The sequence below is a fragment of the Streptomyces sp. NPDC043952 genome, from assembly GCF_056435325.1.
The window spans coordinates 55,102-72,143 of sequence record NZ_JBWKES010000033.1 but is presented as its reverse complement, the minus strand read 5'-3'; the positions used below and the strand labels follow the sequence as shown (position 1 = coordinate 72,143).

Genomic DNA, 17,042 nt, shown 5'->3' with positions numbered 1-17,042 from the left:
CCAAACTTCGGCATCGGTGCGGACCCGGCCCGGAGGGTTGTACTGCCGTGACCGTTCGCTCCCCGTGTATGTCCTGGACGGGGACTGTGCCCCTGGGTTTCCCGCCACAACCCCCCCGGCGCCGGACGGTCGCCGCCGCGCTACCCCTCCTTGCCTTCGTCACCGGGGCCGCGCGCCGTCGCCCGTCCGCGCCCACAAAGGGGCGAAGACCAGGCCGGGGTAAGGGTAAGACGGCTCAGCCGAGGTAAGAACACCGTCGTGGCTGGGGCGGTCGGCTCAGCGACTTTAGTTTGCGGCAGTCTGGCCATTCACGCTAGGCCATCTCTTCAAGGTATTCCCAGCGCCAGGGTGAGTTTTCGTCTCTTTTCGGAACAGATCTGCCATCATCTGTCGATTTTCCGCTATTTCTGTTGCAAGCCGCTCAACGTCCGAGATTGAGAACTCTCGCTCCTGCAAACCTTTTCGCTGCCTGCTTCGAATACACCAAAAGATCTTCTCGTCCGACTGGCCGTCCTTCCAAGGGCGGCCGATGTAGTCATCACCCTCCGACCAGCCAAGGGTGAGCTCCTCACGCCAAGTGCCATGGACTACCGCGTTGCGTAGAACGCGCAGTTGGGCTGCCGCCCCCAGGAGCTTACGGAACTCTTCGTGATCTTCACGAGCCCACAAGCGGTATCTGCCATCAACGTGCGCGAGCATTGTTTTGAACGTTTCGCTCAGCCATTCGCTGCTTTGACCTTCGAAGAGAATCCAAACGTCATCAGCGCTCTCCGGGAGAAGATCAGAAATCATCTCACGCAACATCTCATCGACTTGAGCGCTTTCGACTGCCACTCGGCCAATCGCTTTGAAAAGGTCTGGGTTTGACGTGAACTCAATCAACAGAGGCTCCCTAAGCTGACTGGTCACAGCATGGCAGGCTTCGCGAGGCCTTACATCCAGATTTGTGAAGCTTCGGGGTGAGGACACCCGTGCCTCATCCAGCGCTGCGGTACAGCAGCGAAGTACAGCGCCCACCGCGACCGCAGCCGGTCATCACCGACCACACGCACGCGGGCGACCAGCCGTGCAGGCCTCAGCGACCGCCCCGCCCGTAGTTCGCATCGAGGTGCTCGGCGTCTTCCAAGGCCGCGCAGTACGGGGCCGTCCCTGGGCCGTCCGAGGTCACCCGGCGTCGACCAACAACGACAGAAGCCCACGGCATCCGACCAGGTCAGAGCCGTGGGCTTCCTCAGCCTCGCTGGTGGGCGAGGCCCGTGATCAGTAGACCGGCTTGTGCGGTTCGATCTGGTTGACCCAGCCGATGACGCCGCCGCCGACATGGACGGCGTCGGAGAAGCCCGCGGACTTCAGGACCGCGAGGACTTCCGCACTGCGGACACCCGTCTTGCAGTGCAAGACGATCTTCTTGTCCTGGGGCAGCGACTCCAGGGCGGTGCCCATGAGGAACTCGTTCTTCGGGATCAGCCGGGCGCCCGGAATGGAGACGATCTCGTACTCGTTCGGCTCGCGGACGTCGATGATCTCGATGTTCTCGCCGTCGTCGATCCACTCCTTGAGCTGCTTGGGAGTGATCGTCGAACCGGCCGCCGCCTCCTGCGCCTCCTCGGAGACGACGCCGCAGAAGGCCTCGTAGTCGATGAGCTCGGTGACGGTCGGGTTCTCGCCGCAGACCGCGCAGTTCGGGTCCTTGCGGACCTTGACCTGGCGGTACTGCATCTCCAGGGCGTCGTAGATCATCAGCCGGCCGACCAGCGGCTCACCGATGCCCGCGAGCAGCTTGATGGCCTCGTTGACCTGGATGGAGCCGATCGACGCGCACAGCACGCCGAGTACGCCGCCCTCGGCGCAGGAGGGGACCATGCCCGGCGGCGGGGGCTCCGGGTACAGGCAGCGGTAGCAGGGGCCGTGCTCGGACCAGAAGACCGAGGCCTGGCCGTCGAAGCGGTAGATCGAACCCCAGACGTACGGCTTGTTCAGCAGCACACAGGCGTCGTTGACCAGGTAGCGGGTGGCGAAGTTGTCCGTGCCGTCCACGATCAGGTCGTACTGACGGAAGATGTCCATCACGTTCTCGGCTTCGAGCCGCTCCTCGTGAAGGACCACGTTGACGTAAGGGTTGATTCCCTTGACGGTGTCACGTGCCGACTCGGCCTTGGAGCGGCCGATGTCGGACTGGCTGTGGATGATCTGGCGCTGGAGGTTCGACTCGTCGACCTCGTCGAACTCCACGATGCCGAGCGTGCCGACGCCCGCCGCGGCCAGGTACATCAGCGCGGGCGAGCCGAGGCCGCCGGCGCCCACGCACAGCACCTTGGCGTTCTTCAGCCGCTTCTGCCCGTCCATGCCCACATCGGGGATGATCAGGTGGCGGGAGTACCTGCGGACCTCGTCTACGGTGAGCTCGGCAGCCGGCTCGACCAGGGGTGGCAGCGACACGGGGACTCCGTTGGTCGGTCAATCACTACGTTTGTTCTCCCCGTAACACTGCCACGCCCTTCTTCATTCCGAGACACCTGTTCCGAGGCGCGAGACGATCTCGTCCCAGTAGCCGGGCATCGCCTCCCAGGGCTCTCCGGAGGTCCGGCCTCGGGTGCGGTCCGTGAAGTAGAGGGTGGCCGCGCCCTGCCAGCGCGCGATGCGCAGCGCCTCCTCCAGATGCCCGCGCGGCACGCCGTGCACGAAGTGACAGAACCGCTCGGGCGGGTGGTCGGCCGTCCACTCCGCGACCTGCGACCAGCGGTAGTCGGACCAGGAGCCCGAGAAGGTCACCAGCTGGTCGGCGTGGTCGGCGTAGCCGGGATGCGGGTGGCTGCCGTGGCCGAGGACGAGGTGGCCAGTGCTGGTGACCTCCCGCAGGTCCGCGAGCACTCCGCGCACCCCGTCGAGTTCGGCGCGGCCGAGGGGGCAGCGGTCGAGGAGGAAGCCGTCGACCCGGTACCAGTCGAGGTAGCGGTGGGCGTCGCGGACCAGGTCGGCGCGGGCGCGGACGCCCCGCCCGAGGTCGAGCCGGCCGAGGACGCGGACGCCCGCCTGGTGCAGCGGGTCCACCGCCTGGAGGCAGTGCGGGTCGGGCCGCGCGCCGGGGCCGCCGGCCACGTCGAGCACCACCCAGTCCAGCGGGGTGCCGGGACGGGCGAGCGCGGCCCACTGGGCGGGGGCGACGAGGGGGTGGGCGAAACCGGGGACGCCGAGCGCGGTGCGTACGGCGGTGCCGGTGGCGCCCCCGGTGGTGCCGGCCGGGCCCCCGGCGGTACCGCTCGCGCCGGCGGCGCCCCCGGTCAGATGCGGCATGCCGCCTCCATCCAGATGTCGGCCAGGGACTCCTCCAGGTTGATGCGCGGGCGCCAGCCGAGCCGGTCGCGCGCGGTGCGCACATCGGCCTGCTGCCAGCCGCCGCAGCCGTCCGGGTAGGGGAAGGCCGCGGGGGCCGTGTGCTCCGCCTCGGCCCTGGGGTGGCCGAGGGCGCCGCGGGGCGCGCCGGGCGGGGCGTCGAGTTCGTGCAGCGCGCCGCCGTATCCGGCCACGCGGGCGAGCACTCCGGCGGCGTCCCGGAGGCGTACGGCGCGGCCCGAGCCGATGTTGATCACGCCCTGCGCGGCGGAGAGCGAGGCGGCGTGCACGGCGCGGGCGATGTCGCGTACGTCCACGAAGTCGCGCTGCACGCCGAGTCCGGCGAGCTTCAGCTCCCCGTCGCCGGACTGCATCGCGCGGCGCATCGCCTCGGCGAGCCGGCCGAGCGGGGAGCCGGCCGGGGTGCCGGGGCCGCAGGGCGAGAAGACGCGCAGCACCACGGCGTCCAGGCCGGAGCCGAGGACGAGTTCGGTGGCGGCGAGCTTGCTGACGCCGTACGGGCCGCCGGGCCGCGGTACGGCGTCCTCGGCCGTGGACGAGCCGGGCTGGCTGGGCCCGTACTCCGCGCCGCACCCGATCTGCACGAGCCGGGCGCCGCAGCCGCTGCGCCGCAGCGCCTCGCACACCGTGGCCACGGCGACGGTGTTGTGCCGGGTCAGCTCGCGGGCGCCGCCGCGGGTGGCGCCGGCGCAGTTGATGACGACGCCGGGGTGCACCGCCCCCAGGAACCGGGTGAGCGCGCCGGGGCTGCCGGTGGCGAGGTCGAACCGGACGTCCGCGTCGTCGCCCCGCCCGAGCGCGGTGAGCTGGACGGCGGGATCGGCGAGCAGCCGCTCGGCCACGAACCGGCCGAGGTAACCGTTGGCTCCGATCAGCAGGACCCTCATCGGGCGGCTCCCTGGGTGAGGGGTTCGGTGGACATCTGGAGGTCTCCTTCAAGGGGTGGTGCTGGTGGTACGGCGCGGAAGGGCGCTTACTCGGGTGCTCCGGTGGGTGCGTGGGCCGAGGCGCGGGTGAGGGTGCGGCCGGCGTGCAGCAGCAGGGTCAGTGCCGCGATGCCGCAGGTGAGCGCCGGTACGGCGGGCTCGCCGAGGGTGTCCGTGAGGGTGCGGACCGGTGTCGCGAGGAAGCCCAGGTGGGGCAGTCGCCCGGCGAGGGGCAGCGCGAGGGCCGCCGCCTGTGTGACCGCGGCGGCGCCGAGGACGAGGGCGGGGGCGCGCCGGTGCCGGTGCGTGGTGAGCAGGCGGGCGAGCAGGAGCAGGGCGCCGAGGGTGAGCGCCTGCGGGCAGGCCGCGGGTTCGCCGAGGACCTTGCCGCACGCCAGGAGCAGCGCGGCGAGCGCGCCGAGGTACAGGGCGAATGTGCCGAGCAGCAGGGGGCGCGCGGCGGCGGTGAAGTCTCCGAGCCCCCGGCTGCCGGCGAGCCTGCGCCGGGCGCCCGCGGTGAGGAGGTGCGCGCACCAGGCCGCCGGCGCGAGGGAGAGGGTCAGGGCGAGCGCGGGCGCGGTGGCGGTGGGCCAGGCGCCGCCGGGTGCGCCGTCGGGGAGCGCGTCGGGGCCGCCGGTGAGCACGTTGTGCAGCAGGCCGTCGCCGAACAGGGCGTAGCCGAGCAGCCAGAGGGTGCACGCGGTGAGGCGTGGGCCATGGGGTCCGCGGCGCGCGGCGAGGGGACCGGTGCGCAGGGCGACACGGGTCGCGAGGGCTACGGCGACGATGCCGGCGACGGCCGCGAGCAGCCGCGGCTGTCCCTGCGTGAGCCGCGTCCCGGCCGCGGTGCCCGCCGCGGCGAGCCCTGGCAGCAGGCTCGCCAGGGCCCACTTCGCGCCGACGCGGGGCACGGGCAGCGACGGTTCCGGCTGGGGTCCCACGGCGCGTGGCACCCGCGCGTACAGCTCCTCCGCGAGCGAGAAGACGTCCCGGTGCCGGAACCGCGCCGCCGTCCGGTCGGTGATCCCCTCCGCCTCCAGCCCGGCCGCGATCTCCAGCGCGTCGACGGCCCGCTCGCACAGGTCACGGTGCCGGTGCAGCAACGCCTTGACGGGGTCACCGGAGGGGCGGCGGGGGGCGGGCGTGGGGGGCTTGGCCGCGGATGTACGGGGCTCACCGGCACGCGACTTGGAAAGGGACACCCCGGCACCGGAGGGCACACGCACGGACCCGGCGGCAACCGAGACGTCCGGCCAGCTCACGGAGACCTCACCCGCGCGGGGTCCGATACCAGCCGAACTGAGCGCCTCGGCAGGGGAATCGAGGGGGAGTTGGCCAGTACCGGGCCCGGAACGGGGGGCCATCGAGACGTCCGGCCGGTTCACGGGGTCTTCGCCCCCGGCAGGAAAAGTCAGGGCCGAATCCGGCGTGGGGGTAAGGGAATTGACGGCGGGTGCCGCAGCGTCGAGCGCGGAGGTCAGACGACACTCCGAGCCATCCGGCCAACCCGCGGAGACCTCACCGGCACGCGATCCCCCAGCAGAGGAGACCCCACCCGAACGGGATGTTTCCGCAGGGGAATTCACGGAGGCCACCCCAGCCCCGGACGCGGAGGCCAGATACTCCGAGACACCCGGCCAGCCCGCGGAGACCCCACCGGCACGCGATCCCCCAGCAGAGGAGACCCCACCCGAACGGAGTCCTTCGGCAGGGGACTTGACGGGGGACGCCCCAGCGCCGAGCGCGGAGGGCAGGTGCTCCGGGGCAGCCGGGGCATCCGGCCAGCCCACGGAAGCCCCGCCCCCGTGCGGGGGCCTCTCGGAAACGTCGGCGCGATCCGTCGCGGTCGTCGTCTCCGGCCACTCCCCCGCCCCCGAAGCCACCCCACCCGAGGCCTTCCCCGCCTTCGAACCCGCCCCGGCCGAGACCCACTCCCCGTGACCCGGAACCGGCCCGGCCAAGGCCCACTCCCCCTCCCCCGAACCCGTCCCGGTCAAGGCGCGCTCCCCCGCCGCCGAAACCGTCCCGGCCGAAGTCCACTCCCCACCCCCCGAACCCGTCCCGGCCGAGGTCTTTCCCGCCCCCGAACCGGCCCCGGTCGAGACCCACTCCCCCTGCCCCGAACCGGTACCGGTCAAGGCGCGCTCCCCCGCCGCCGAAGCCACCCCTGCCGAGGTCTCCCCCTGCCCCGAACCCGTCCCGGCCGAAGTCCGCTCCCCGTCTCCCGAACCCGCCCCCGCCGAGGCCCTCTCTCCCGCTCCCGAACCGGCCCCGGTCGAAGCCCACTCACCCGCCCCCGAACCCGTCCCAGCCGACCTCCGCCGGCCCGTCTCCGTCGAGGGGCCCGCGCCCGCTCCCCACGGCGCCCCGCCGCTCGGCATTCTCGGTGTGTCGCTCATCGGGCGGGCTCCGTGGTGGGGAGGGCCCAGGTGGGGGTGGCGGGCCAGTGGGCGGGGACGTGGGATTCGGCGGGGGCGGCGAAGGGCAGCGGCGCGCCGGACGCGTCGAGGAGGTCGCGGCGGACCGGGCAGTGCGAGACGATCTCCAGGTAAATGCCGTGGAACGCGGCGACGTTCTGCTCGACGGTGAACAGCTCCAGCGCTCGGGCCCGCGCCGCCGCACCGAGGCGCGCGCGGCGCTCGGGGTCGCGCAGCAGCGCCACGCACGCATCGGCGAGCGCCCGCGGATTGCGCGGGGGCACGACCAGTCCCGTACCGCCGATGACCTCCACCACCGCGCCGGCGTCCGTCGAAACGGTCGCCCGGCCGCAGAACATGGCCTCGATGAGCCCGGTCGGGAACCCCTCCACCACGCTGGAGAGCACGACGACGGCGCCGGCGGCGTACACCTCGGGCAGCGTGGGCGCGTCCGGGCCGCCGATCTCCTCGAAGGACACCGGGTTGCAGCCGACCGCGTGCGCCCCCTCCGCCTCGTCCGGAAAGAGCTGGGCCGCGAGCGCCCGGCAGTGCCCGAGGTACGCCGGCCCCTCGGGTCCGTCCGGCGAGCCGACGACGCGCAGCCGGGCGCCGGGCGCGCGCCTGCGCACCTCGGCGAAGGCGTGCAGCAGCGAGACCAGGTCCTTGGCGGGTGCCACGCGCCCGACCCAGACCAGGGTGTCCGGGTCCGCGCGGTCCGGTGACTCGCCGGCCTCGGCGAAGCCGTCGGCCGCCATGCCGGGGTAGACGGTGCGGATCCTGGCCCGGTCCGCGCCGCACCGCTCCTGCCAGCGGCGGGCGTGCGCGTCGCCCGGTGTGAGGATCTCGGCGCGGCGGTAGACCTCGGTGGCGAGCCGCCCGTGGAAGGCGGCGAGCAGGGCGCGCACGGCGGGCGCGGTGCCGGGCCCGCGGTCCAGGTAGTGCGCCCGCAGCTGGACGCCGTACTCGGTGACCAGCAGCGGCACCCCGTGGAAGTGCCGGGCGAGCAGTCCGGGCAGCGCGGCGGGGCCGCCGGAGGTGGCGTGGCAGAGGTCGGCCGCGCCGAGCGCGTCGTCGCCGTACCAGTCGAGGGAGAGGGGGCGCAGGGCGCGTTCGAGGTGAGCGGTGACGGTGAGCAGGTCGGCCACGCGCGCCTCGCGCGCCGTGCGCGGCGCACCGGGCGCGCGGCAGGCGCGCTCCAGGGTGCGCACGCCGAGGTCGGAGCGGAGCGCCGCGCCGAGTCCGCCCTCCTCGCGGGCGAGTTCGGCGAGCCCGTACAGGGCGTTGGCGAAACGGTCCGCCACCGCACCGGCGGCGCTGTGGTCCGCGGCCGTCACCCCCTGGCCGGCGTCCGCCGCCGTGCACACCGCGGCGGTCAGTTCGGCGTAGTGCTCGGTGAAGCGTCGGCGTGCGCGCCGGCCGTATCCGACCGGGCCGCCGTCGCCGTCCGCCGTCCACAGCGGTGCCGTCCGGACGCGGGTCACCTGGGGCGGGAGCGGGAGCAGGCCCTGTTCCTCCTGGCGCCTGCTGCGGCTGAGCGCGTAGAGGTCGAACTCGTGCTGCCCGAGCCCGCGCACCAGCCGGTCGCACCAGAGGCCGGCGTCGCCGCCCACGAAGGGATAGCCGCCCTCGGTCAGCAGTCCCGTGCGCACGCGCGCACCCCCGATCTTCCTCCTGGTCGGCCGCCGTTGGTCCCGGCGGCTCACAGCGGGACGAACGTAAGCGGACAAGAGGGTGGCGCGACGGACGGTTGTCCATCGCGCCACCAAAAGGGGTGAACGCGCGTGACTTTCCCGTGCGAACCGCGTTTTGTCGCGCTAGGCGTTCACGCGGGTACGAAACGTCACGCCGGGCGCGTTGTCACACCGCCGCCGGCGCGTGGCGCGCCGCGCGGCGCCGGGCCGCCAGCTGCGGGTCGAGGGCGGGTACGGCGGCCAGCAGCTGCCGGGTGTACTCCTCGCGCGGGCTGTCGTAGACCTCGTCGGCGGGGCCGTACTCGACCAGCCGGCCCCGGCGCATCACCGCGAGCCGGTCGCTGACCTGGCGGACGACGGCGAGGTCGTGCGCGATGAAGACCAGCGCGAGGCCGAGTTCCCGCTGCAACTCGCCGAGCAGGGCGACCACTTGGGCCTGAGTGGTGACGTCGAGCGCGGAGACGGGTTCGTCGCAGACGATGACACGCGGGTCGGCGGCCAGCGCGCGGGCGATGCCGATGCGCTGGCGCTGGCCCCCGCTGAACTCGTGCGGGTAGCGGTCGTAGTGCGCCCCTTCGAGCCCCACGCGCTCCAGCAGTTCCGTCACGCGCCCCCTGATCCGCTCCTCGGCCTCCGCGCCCTTCTCGCCGCGGGCGCGCAGCGGGTCGGCGATGGACTCGCCCACGCCCCGGCGGGGGTTGAGGGAGGAGACGGGGTCCTGGAAGACCATCTGGACGGCCGGGTTCACCCCGGTGTGCGGCCCGCCGTCGTAACGGATCTCGCCCGCGGTGGGGTCCAGGAGGCCGACCAGCATCCGGCCGAGGGTGGTCTTGCCGCTGCCGCTCTCGCCGACGACGCCGAGGGTCTCGCCCCTGCGCACGGTCAGCGAGACGTCGTCCACGGCCGCGAACGCCCGCTTGCCGCGCCCGAATTCGCGCCGCAGGCCGGTGGCCTCCAGGACCACCTCGCCGGTGGCGGGGGAGCCGGTGCGGCGGGCGTCCACGCGCGGGACGGCGTCGAGGAGTTCACGGGTGTACGCCTGCTCGGGCGCCGCGAGGACCGCCCCGACCGGACCGTGCTCGACGGCCCGGCCGTGCCGCATGACCAGCACCTCCTCGACGCTCTCCGCGGCCACGCCCACGTCGTGCGTGACCAGCAGCAGGCCCATGCCGGTCTCGGTGCGCAGGGTGTGCAGCAGGTCGAGGATCTGTGCCTGCACGGTGACGTCGAGCGCGGTGGTGGGCTCGTCGGCGATCAGCAGACGGGGTTCGCAGGCCAGCGCCATGGCGATGAGCGCACGCTGGCGCATGCCGCCGCTGAACTCGTGCGGGCGCGAGCGGGCGCGCCGGGCGGCGTCCGGGATGCCCACGCGGTCCAGGACCTCGACGGCACGCGCGCGGGCGGCGCGGCGCGAGGCGCGGGTGTGCACCCGGTACACCTCGGCGATCTGGTCGCCGATGGCGTAGTAGGGGTCGAGCGAGGAGAGCGGGTCCTGGAAGACCATGGCGGCCTTGGCGCCGCGCAGCCGCCGCAGTTCCTGCTCGGTGGCCTGCCGGACATCGGTGCCGGCGACGCGCACGGTGCCGCCGACGCGGGCGCCGGTGCCGCGGTGCAGGCCCAGCAGGGCGCCCGCGACCGTGGACTTGCCGGAGCCGGACTCGCCGACCAGGGCCAGCGCGCCGCCCTCGGCCAGGCTGAAGGAGAGCTGGTCGACGGCCCGCAGCGCGCCGAACTCGACGCTCAGGCCGGTCACTTCCACCAGGCTCATGCGAGCACCACCCGTCGGTCGGCCACCGCGTACAGCACGTCCGCGACGGCGTTGGCGAGCACCACGAAGAACGCGATGACGAGGACCATGCCGACGACCACCGGCAGGTCGACGACCTTCACCGCGTGCACGAGTTCCTGGCCGATGCCGGGCAGCCCGAACAGGGTCTCGGTGAGGACGGCGCCACCGACGGCGGAGCCGACGTTGTTGGCGTTGAGCGCGATGACCGGGGCGAACGCGCCGCGCAGCGCGTGCCGTCCGACGATGGCCCGCTCGCCGACGCCGTAGGCCCGGAAGGTCCGTACGTGGTCCTCGGCGAGCGTCTCCAGCATCGCGGCGCGGGTCAGCCGGGCGAAGGTCGCGGCCTCGATCAGGGCCAGCGACAGCCAGGGCAGCAGCAGGTTCCAGGCCCACTGCTCGGGGTCGTCGGTGAAGGCCACGTACTCCGGGAAGGGCAGCAGCTGGAGCTGGCCGCAGACGACGATCATCAGCACCAGGCCGATGACGAACACCGGTGTGGCGGTGCCCGCGAGGGTGATCGCGGTGAGCACCCGCTCCGAGACGCGGCCGCGCCGCCAGGCGGACAGGACGCCGGTGCCGACGCCGAGCGCGAGCCACAGCACCATGCCGCCGAGCACCAGCGAGAGGCTGACCGGCAGCTTGCCCAGGATGATGTCCAGGACCTGCTGTCCGGTCTGGTACGACTGCCCGAGGCAGGGCGCCGCGCAGTGCTCCACGGAGGTGCCGGTGGAGAAGTCCTGGCCGGCGAACAGGCCCTGGAGGAAGTGCCAGTAGCGCACGTAGAGGGGGTCGCCGAGGTGCAGCTGTTCGGCGACCTGGTGCACCTGGGCCGGGGAGCAGCGCGGGCCGCAGGTGATCTGGGCGACGTTGCCGGGGGTGACGTAGAAGACGACGTAGACGATGACCGAGATGGCGAGCAGGGTGACGACCGTGCCCACGGCCCGGCGCAGCAGGAATCCGCCGAAGCCGCTCATGCGGTCGCCTCCTTCCTGGTCGTGCCCTTGACCGTGTCCCCGGCCGTGACCTGGGCCGTGTCCTTGTCGGCGCCCTTGTCGGCGTCCTTGTCCTTGCGGCCGGTGCCGATCCGCAGCCGGGAGGCGGCGCGCGGGTCGAGGGCGGTGCGCACGCCGTCGCCGAGGACGGTGAGGGCGAGGACGGTGACGAACAGGGCGCCGGCCGGCAGCAGCAGGTACTGCGGGGCGGCCTGGTACCAGACGTCGGCGGCGGTGAGCATCTGTCCCCAGGAGGGCGTGGGCGGCTTGACGCCCACGCCGAGGAAGGACAGGGCCGACTCCGCGGAGATGTTCGCGGGCACGAGGAGCGCGGCGTAGGTGATGACGGGCGCGGCGAGTCCGGGCAGCAGCTCCCGGCAGGCGATCCGCCAGGTCTTCCAGCCGCTGAGCCGGGCCGCCGAGACGTAGTCGAGCCCCTTCATGGACAGGGCCTGCGCGCGCAGGATCTTCGCGATGCTGCCCCACCCGATCAGGCCGAGGACGAGGGTGACCAGTACGGGCCGCGGGAAGCTCGCCGGGACGACCGCCAGCAGCGCCAACGACATGATCATCAGCGGCATCGCGACGATGATGTCCGTGATCCGGCTCAACACTTGATCAACCCATTGATTGCCGAGCGCGGCCGCCACACCGACGGCCACGCCGACGGCGACCTGGATGACGGTGGCGGCCAGGGCGACGCCGAGCGAGACGCGGGCGCCGTAGACCAGGCGGGCGAACAGGTCGCGGCCGGTCTGGGGTTCGACGCCCAGCCAGTGCTCCGCGCCGATGCCGCCGAGGGGGCCGACCGGCACGCCGCCGCGCGCGGAGTCGATCAGGGACGGGTGGTAGGTGAAGGGGTCCTGGCCCTCCAGGGCGGTGAACAGCGGCGCGCCCAGCGCGACCAGGACGAGCAGCGCGACGACGGCCGCGGCGACCAGGGCGGCGCGCTGCGCCCGCAGCCGCCGCCAGAACCGGCGGGCCCCCGAGCCCGCCGGGACGGGGGTGTCCGTCCCGGCGGCCAGGGTGGCGAGGGGTGACTCGGTCACGGCGTCACTTCACCGCGACCTGGGAGATGTCCAGCACGCCGGTCCAGTCGCTGATGACGACATTGCGGACGTCCTTGCCGACGAGGCGCTTGTAGACGGGGTGGAACAGCGGCACCACGAGGGCCTTCTCACCGATCTTCTTGTCCAGGGCGCCCCAGCGCTTGGCGGCCGCGTCGAGGTCGGTCAACTTGTTGATCGAGTCAATCTCGTCATTGACCGACACCTCGTTGAGCTGGCTCGCGTTGAAGTTCGCGCCGTCCTTGACGATCTGCCGGCCGTCGAAGATCGGGGCGAGGAAGGGACCGCCGGAGGGCCAGTCGGCGCCCCAGCCGGCGAGGAAGAAGCCGGGCTCGGTCTTCACGCTGTGCACGGTGTCCCGGTAGTCGTTGTCCTCCAGGCCCTGGAGCTTGACCGTGATGCCGGCCTTCTTGAGCGCGTCCTGGAGTGCGGTGGCGATCTCCGGGCTGGTCGCGAAGTCCTTGGCGTTGGAGTGCGTCAGGGTGACGGTGAGCCCGTTCTTGTAACCGGCCTGCGCCAGCAGCTGCTTCGCCTTCGCCGGGTTGCCGGACGCGCCCGCCGGGAACGGGTCGTACGGCGTGTACCCGAAGGACTTCTGGTTCGGCAGGAAGGTCGTGGCGGGCTCGGCGAGCGCGCTGCCGCCGGCCGCGTTGACCACCGAGGAGCGGTCCACGGCGTAGGCGATGGCCTCGCGCACCTTGGGGTTGTCGAAGGGCTTCACCTTCGGGTTGAACGCGATGTAGTTCGTGTAGCCGAAGTGCCCGGTGCCCACCCGCGCGGCCAGTTCCTTGTCGCCGGTCACCTTGGCCAGCTCGGCCGGGCCGAGGTTGGTGTCCGTGGTGACGGCGGCGGCGTCCGCGCCCTGGGAGGCGGACAGCCGCTGGTCGATCACCGAGGAGTCCAGGCCGGAGCGCACGTCGATGGTGTCCGGGTATGCCTTGCGCTGGTCGTCGGTGGCCGCGGACCAGTTGGGGTTGCGCTTGAGCAGCACGTGCTCGCCGTCGTTCTCGTTCTTCACGACCTCGTAGGGGCCGGACGAGACGGGGTGCTCCTCGTACTTGGTGCCGGTGTCCTTGGCCTTGGGCACCGGCGCGAACTGCGTCTGCGTGGCGAGGAACGGGAACTCGCCCTCGGGCTTGTCCAGATGGAAGACGATGGTCCGCGCGTCCGGCGTCTCGATCGCCGACAGGCCCTTCTTGTCCTTGTACGGCCCCTGGTAGTCCGCCGCACCCTTGAGCCAGTCGCGCAGGTAGGGGGCGCCGCCGGAGAGCTCGGGGGCGAAGGAGCGCTCGATGCCGTACTTGATGTCGGCCGAGGTGATCGGGGTGCCGTCCTCGTACTTGAGGCCCTTCTTCAGGGTGTACGTCCACACGGTCGCATCCTTGCTGGGACGCCCGGTGTCGGTCGCGAGGTCCGGCACGACCTTGGCGCCGGCCGCGCCGTTCGCCCGGTTGCGCGTGGTGAGCGTGCGGAAGACCAGCGAGGGCACGTTCCCGCCACCGGACGTGTACAGCCGCGCGGGGTCGAAGTCGGTCTGCGGCTCGGCGTTCAGGACCGTGAGCGTGCCGCCCTTGTGGGGCGTGGAGTCGCCACCGGAGCCCTTCGCACCGCTGTCCTTCGGACCGCAGGCGGCGGCGCCCGCGGCCACGACCAGGCTGACGGATGCCGCTGCCACGCGGCGCGCTATGACGGACGGTTGACGCATCGGATTGACGACCTCTCGGGGGATGTTTCGAGGGTTTCTCGAAGAGTGAGACAAAGAGACGAGGAGTGAGACGTCCCTGGACAGACGTCGGCCCCGGCGTCGGGTCGTCGAAGAATCCGCGACCGGGGGTCACGGACGGAAAAAGGGGAAAGGTCGCGACGCGAACGCCAGGGGGCGGCGTCAGCGACAGTGGATGTCGGCCACGCAGAGCGCGGTCACGCCGATCAGCGCCAGCTCGATGGCGGCGCTGAAGGAGACGGCATGACTAGACCACATGCGCAGAAATATGAACGACCTGACGGCTCATGTCAATGTGACATAAGCGCAGGTCGTCAACTCTTGGGATACGGCCAGGCGTTGGGCAGGCAGTGGATCCCGTCGTGGTCGAGGAACTTGGTCTGCTGCTGCATGACCGGCGCGAGTTCGCCGTTCTTCTGGCAGGTGACGTGGTTGTGACCGAGCCGGTGGCCGACCTCATGGTTGATCAACATTTGCCGGTACATATGGATCTTGTCGCCGTATGTCTTGCTTCCTTGAGCCCACCGGTACGCATTGATCATCACGCGCTGGGTGGCGGCCGAGTCGCAGGAGACGTTGTCCTCGGTGGTGTCCAGGCCGGACTTGGCACACCAGGTGGCGGTGGTGCCGGGGCTGGCCAGGGTGATCACGAAGTCGGGTTTGCCGGAGGAGATCCGCTCGAAGGTACGGGTGCCGCCGTGTCCCCAACTCCGGTCGTCGTTCAGCGTCTTCTGCACGGCCTCGGCGAACAGCGTGCCGTCCAGGCCGAGTCCCTGCTCGATGTCGACCCGGTAGCGGTACTTCCGGCCGGTGCCGGGCGCCTTGTCGAAGCCGGGGACGGTGTCGAACTTCCCGGACGCCTTGAGGGTCGCGCTCAGCGGATACGTACGGTCCATCTTCTGCTCGTACGTCAACGGCGCCGCGCTCGGCTTCACGGAGGACCCGGTGTGCGCGCCGGCACCCTGGTCCGGCGCGGAGTGCCCGGCCGCCGCGCCTCCGTCGCGCCCCTCGGTCACCTGCCCGGCGACGACCACCGCGAGCACGGTGGTGACGGCGGCCGCGGCGATCCCGGTGAAGGCCCGCCCCTTGTTCCCGCGCTGCACGGGCGGGACCGCCTTGTCCGCACCGCCGCCGACACCGGCACCGCCGCCGGCACCGGGTGTCTCCGCCGCCGGCTCCGGTTCCCCGGCCGGCCGCTCCTTCGTACGGACGCCCCCCGGCCGGCCACCGCCGCCGTCGAAGGCGTCCAGGTAGTCCTGCCGCGGCCCGCGCCCGCCGCGCCCGCCGGGGCCGACGGGAGCGGCAGGTCCGACGGGGCCGGGAGGGTTGGCGGGTGCCGCCTGCCGCTGCCGGGGCAGTACGGCCCCGTGCGTACCGGTCCCGGACCCGGACCGGGCCGGGAACTCCCCCCAGCCGCCGCCGGGTTCCCGCTGCTCGGGATGCCCACCGCGCGCGGCACCCGCGCCGGGGCCACGCGGGGCGCCGTGCGCGGGAGCGCCGCCGGAGAGCCCCGGAACACCACGGGCGGGCGTGCCCTCGGGCAGGCGCGGGACACCACGGGCGGGCGTGCCCTCGGGCAGGCGCGGGACACCACGGGCGGGCGTGCCCTCGGACAGGCGCGGGACACCACGGGCGGGGGTTCCGGCCGGTGTCCCCCCGGATGCGCGCGGCGCGCCCCGCCCCGCCGCCTGCTCCGCAGACCCCGGCCCACCGCGACCCGGCACCCCGTCCGGCACTCCCGGCGCTTCCGGCGCGCCGCGGCCCGGCGCGTCCCGCTGGCTCCTCGCCGCTGTCTCCGGACCCGTGTCCTGCGCGGCCGGTTTGACCGGCCCCCGGCGGCTGTGGCGTCCCACGGTGTCCTTCAGCTCCCCGCTTCCGTACCCTCGGCGGCCGTCCGGCCGCCCGTGTCCGTGCTCTCGTCGTCCCTACCGCCGCCGCCCGCGCCGCCCGCCTCCGTGCCGCCGTCCCCCTCGGCCTGCGCCAGCAGCTCCCGGAAGGCCCGCGCCACCACGCCCGGATACTCCATCATCGCCACGTGCCCGGCGTCCGGCAGGGTCAGCAGCCGGGAGTCGCGGAAGGCGCGGGCGGCCTTGCGCGCCATGCGGTAGCCGACGAGCTGGTCCCGGCCGCCGTAGACGAGCAGGGTCGGCGCGAGCACGCGCTCGGCCTGCCGCCACAGCCCGTGCTGCCCGCCGAGCGTGTACGCGTTGACGATGCCGCGCGCCGAGCGGGCCATCGCGTCCCAGAAGTACGGCAGCTGCAACCGCCGCTCCAGCTCCTCGACGGCCTGCCGGAACGCCTCCGGCGTCACCTGGCCGGGGTCGCCGTAGCAGAGCCCCATGACGCCGCGCACCCGCTGCTCGGCCGTCCAGTCCTTGCTCATCCGGGTGAAGAGGGCGGCGATGCCGGGCACACCGAGCAGCCCGGTCGGCACCGCGGTGCGCTGGATCCGCAGCTCCGGCAGCGCGGGCGAGATCAGCGTGAGGGTGCGCACCAGGTCGGGGCGTACGGCGGCCACGCGCGTGGTGACCGCGCCGCCGAGCGAGTTGCCGAAGAGGTGGACGGGACCGTGTCCGGCGGCGTCCAGGTAGCGGATGACGGCCCGCGCGTGCCCGGTGACGGAGTAGTCGCCGTCGTCCGGGGGCGGGGAGTCGCCGAAGCCCGGCAGGTCGAGCGCCTCGCCGGCAACGACGCCGTCCAGCTCGGCCATCAGGTCCGACCAGTTCTGCGAAGAGCCGCCGAGCCCGTGGACGTACAGGGCGCGCGGCAGGCCCGCGCGCGCGGGCGGCCGGTAGCGCACCGTCAGGGTGACCCCCGGCAGGCCCACCGTCCGCAGCCGCTCCCCCTCGCCGACCCGGACGGGCGCCACCCGCGGGAGCACACTGGCGGCCGGCGCGGAGGGCGACTCGGTGGAAGACATGCGGGCAATGTTACGAGGTGATCACACCGGCTTTCGTGTGTTCGCCGTCACAGAATGAGCCGTTCCGTCGCGGACAACCGGGGGCGGACGGACGCACACGGCATGGCGTCCGGATCGGCCGTCTCCTAGGCTCGTACACAGGGCACCCGCGTGTGGCCCCTGC

At 72.8% G+C, this 17,042-nt stretch carries 13 protein-coding genes; all 13 read right to left on the bottom strand.

Going from position 1 to position 17,042, the window contains the following annotated elements; translation table 11 throughout:
• Positions 1-285 precede the first annotated feature (285 nt).
• The 13 genes from AC069R_RS27815 to AC069R_RS27755 all read right to left on the bottom strand — a co-directional run bounded on the left by AC069R_RS27815 (position 286) and on the right by AC069R_RS27755 (position 16,879).
• Complete coding sequence (locus tag AC069R_RS27815; protein WP_478769530.1) at positions 286-882, bottom strand: hypothetical protein; 597 nt, start codon at positions 880-882, stop codon at positions 286-288.
• Positions 883-1,260: 378 nt separating this feature from the next.
• Positions 1,261-2,439 (bottom strand): adenylyltransferase/sulfurtransferase MoeZ, encoded by a 1,179-nt coding sequence (gene moeZ / locus AC069R_RS27810; RefSeq protein WP_397984153.1) that lies wholly within the window; start codon positions 2,437-2,439, stop codon positions 1,261-1,263.
• 63 nt (positions 2,440-2,502) lie between these two features.
• The gene (locus AC069R_RS27805; RefSeq protein WP_478769529.1) at positions 2,503-3,294 is read right to left on the bottom strand and encodes a spherulation-specific family 4 protein; all 792 of its coding nucleotides are present in this window, start codon (positions 3,292-3,294) and stop codon (positions 2,503-2,505) included.
• A complete protein-coding gene (locus AC069R_RS27800) occupies positions 3,282-4,241 on the bottom strand; it encodes an NAD-dependent epimerase/dehydratase family protein (RefSeq protein WP_478769528.1) in 960 nt (319 codons plus the stop codon). The genes AC069R_RS27805 and AC069R_RS27800 overlap by 13 nt, the downstream gene beginning before the upstream one ends.
• 86 nt (positions 4,242-4,327) lie before the next feature.
• Positions 4,328-5,482, bottom strand: coding sequence for a hypothetical protein (locus AC069R_RS27795; protein WP_478769527.1), 1,155 nt, complete (start codon positions 5,480-5,482; stop codon positions 4,328-4,330).
• 1,193 nt (positions 5,483-6,675) lie between these two features.
• A complete protein-coding gene (locus AC069R_RS27790; RefSeq protein ID WP_478769526.1) occupies positions 6,676-8,346 on the bottom strand; it encodes a DUF3492 domain-containing protein in 1,671 nt (556 codons plus the stop codon).
• Between the two features lie 208 nt (positions 8,347-8,554).
• Complete coding sequence (locus AC069R_RS27785) at positions 8,555-10,156, bottom strand: dipeptide ABC transporter ATP-binding protein (protein ID WP_478769525.1); 1,602 nt, start codon at positions 10,154-10,156, stop codon at positions 8,555-8,557.
• Positions 10,153-11,151 (bottom strand): ABC transporter permease, encoded by a 999-nt coding sequence (locus AC069R_RS27780; protein ID WP_478769524.1) that lies wholly within the window; start codon positions 11,149-11,151, stop codon positions 10,153-10,155. Before AC069R_RS27780 ends, AC069R_RS27785 begins: the two co-directional genes overlap by 4 nt.
• On the bottom strand, positions 11,148-12,218 hold the full coding sequence (locus tag AC069R_RS27775; RefSeq protein WP_478769523.1) for an ABC transporter permease: 1,071 nt from the start codon (positions 12,216-12,218) through the stop codon (positions 11,148-11,150). Before AC069R_RS27775 ends, AC069R_RS27780 begins: the two co-directional genes overlap by 4 nt.
• Before the next feature lie 4 nt (positions 12,219-12,222).
• Positions 12,223-13,941, bottom strand: coding sequence for an ABC transporter substrate-binding protein (locus tag AC069R_RS27770; protein WP_478769522.1), 1,719 nt, complete (start codon positions 13,939-13,941; stop codon positions 12,223-12,225).
• Positions 13,942-14,121: 180 nt separating this feature from the next.
• The gene (locus tag AC069R_RS27765) at positions 14,122-14,217 is read right to left on the bottom strand and encodes an Ms4533A family Cys-rich leader peptide (RefSeq protein WP_310738795.1); all 96 of its coding nucleotides are present in this window, start codon (positions 14,215-14,217) and stop codon (positions 14,122-14,124) included.
• A gap of 56 nt (positions 14,218-14,273) precedes the next feature.
• A complete protein-coding gene (locus tag AC069R_RS27760) occupies positions 14,274-15,812 on the bottom strand; it encodes a DUF3152 domain-containing protein (RefSeq protein ID WP_478769521.1) in 1,539 nt (512 codons plus the stop codon).
• Between the two features lie 8 nt (positions 15,813-15,820).
• Positions 15,821-16,879, bottom strand: coding sequence for an alpha/beta fold hydrolase (locus AC069R_RS27755; protein ID WP_478769520.1), 1,059 nt, complete (start codon positions 16,877-16,879; stop codon positions 15,821-15,823).
• Between the last annotated feature and the right edge of the window lie 163 nt (positions 16,880-17,042).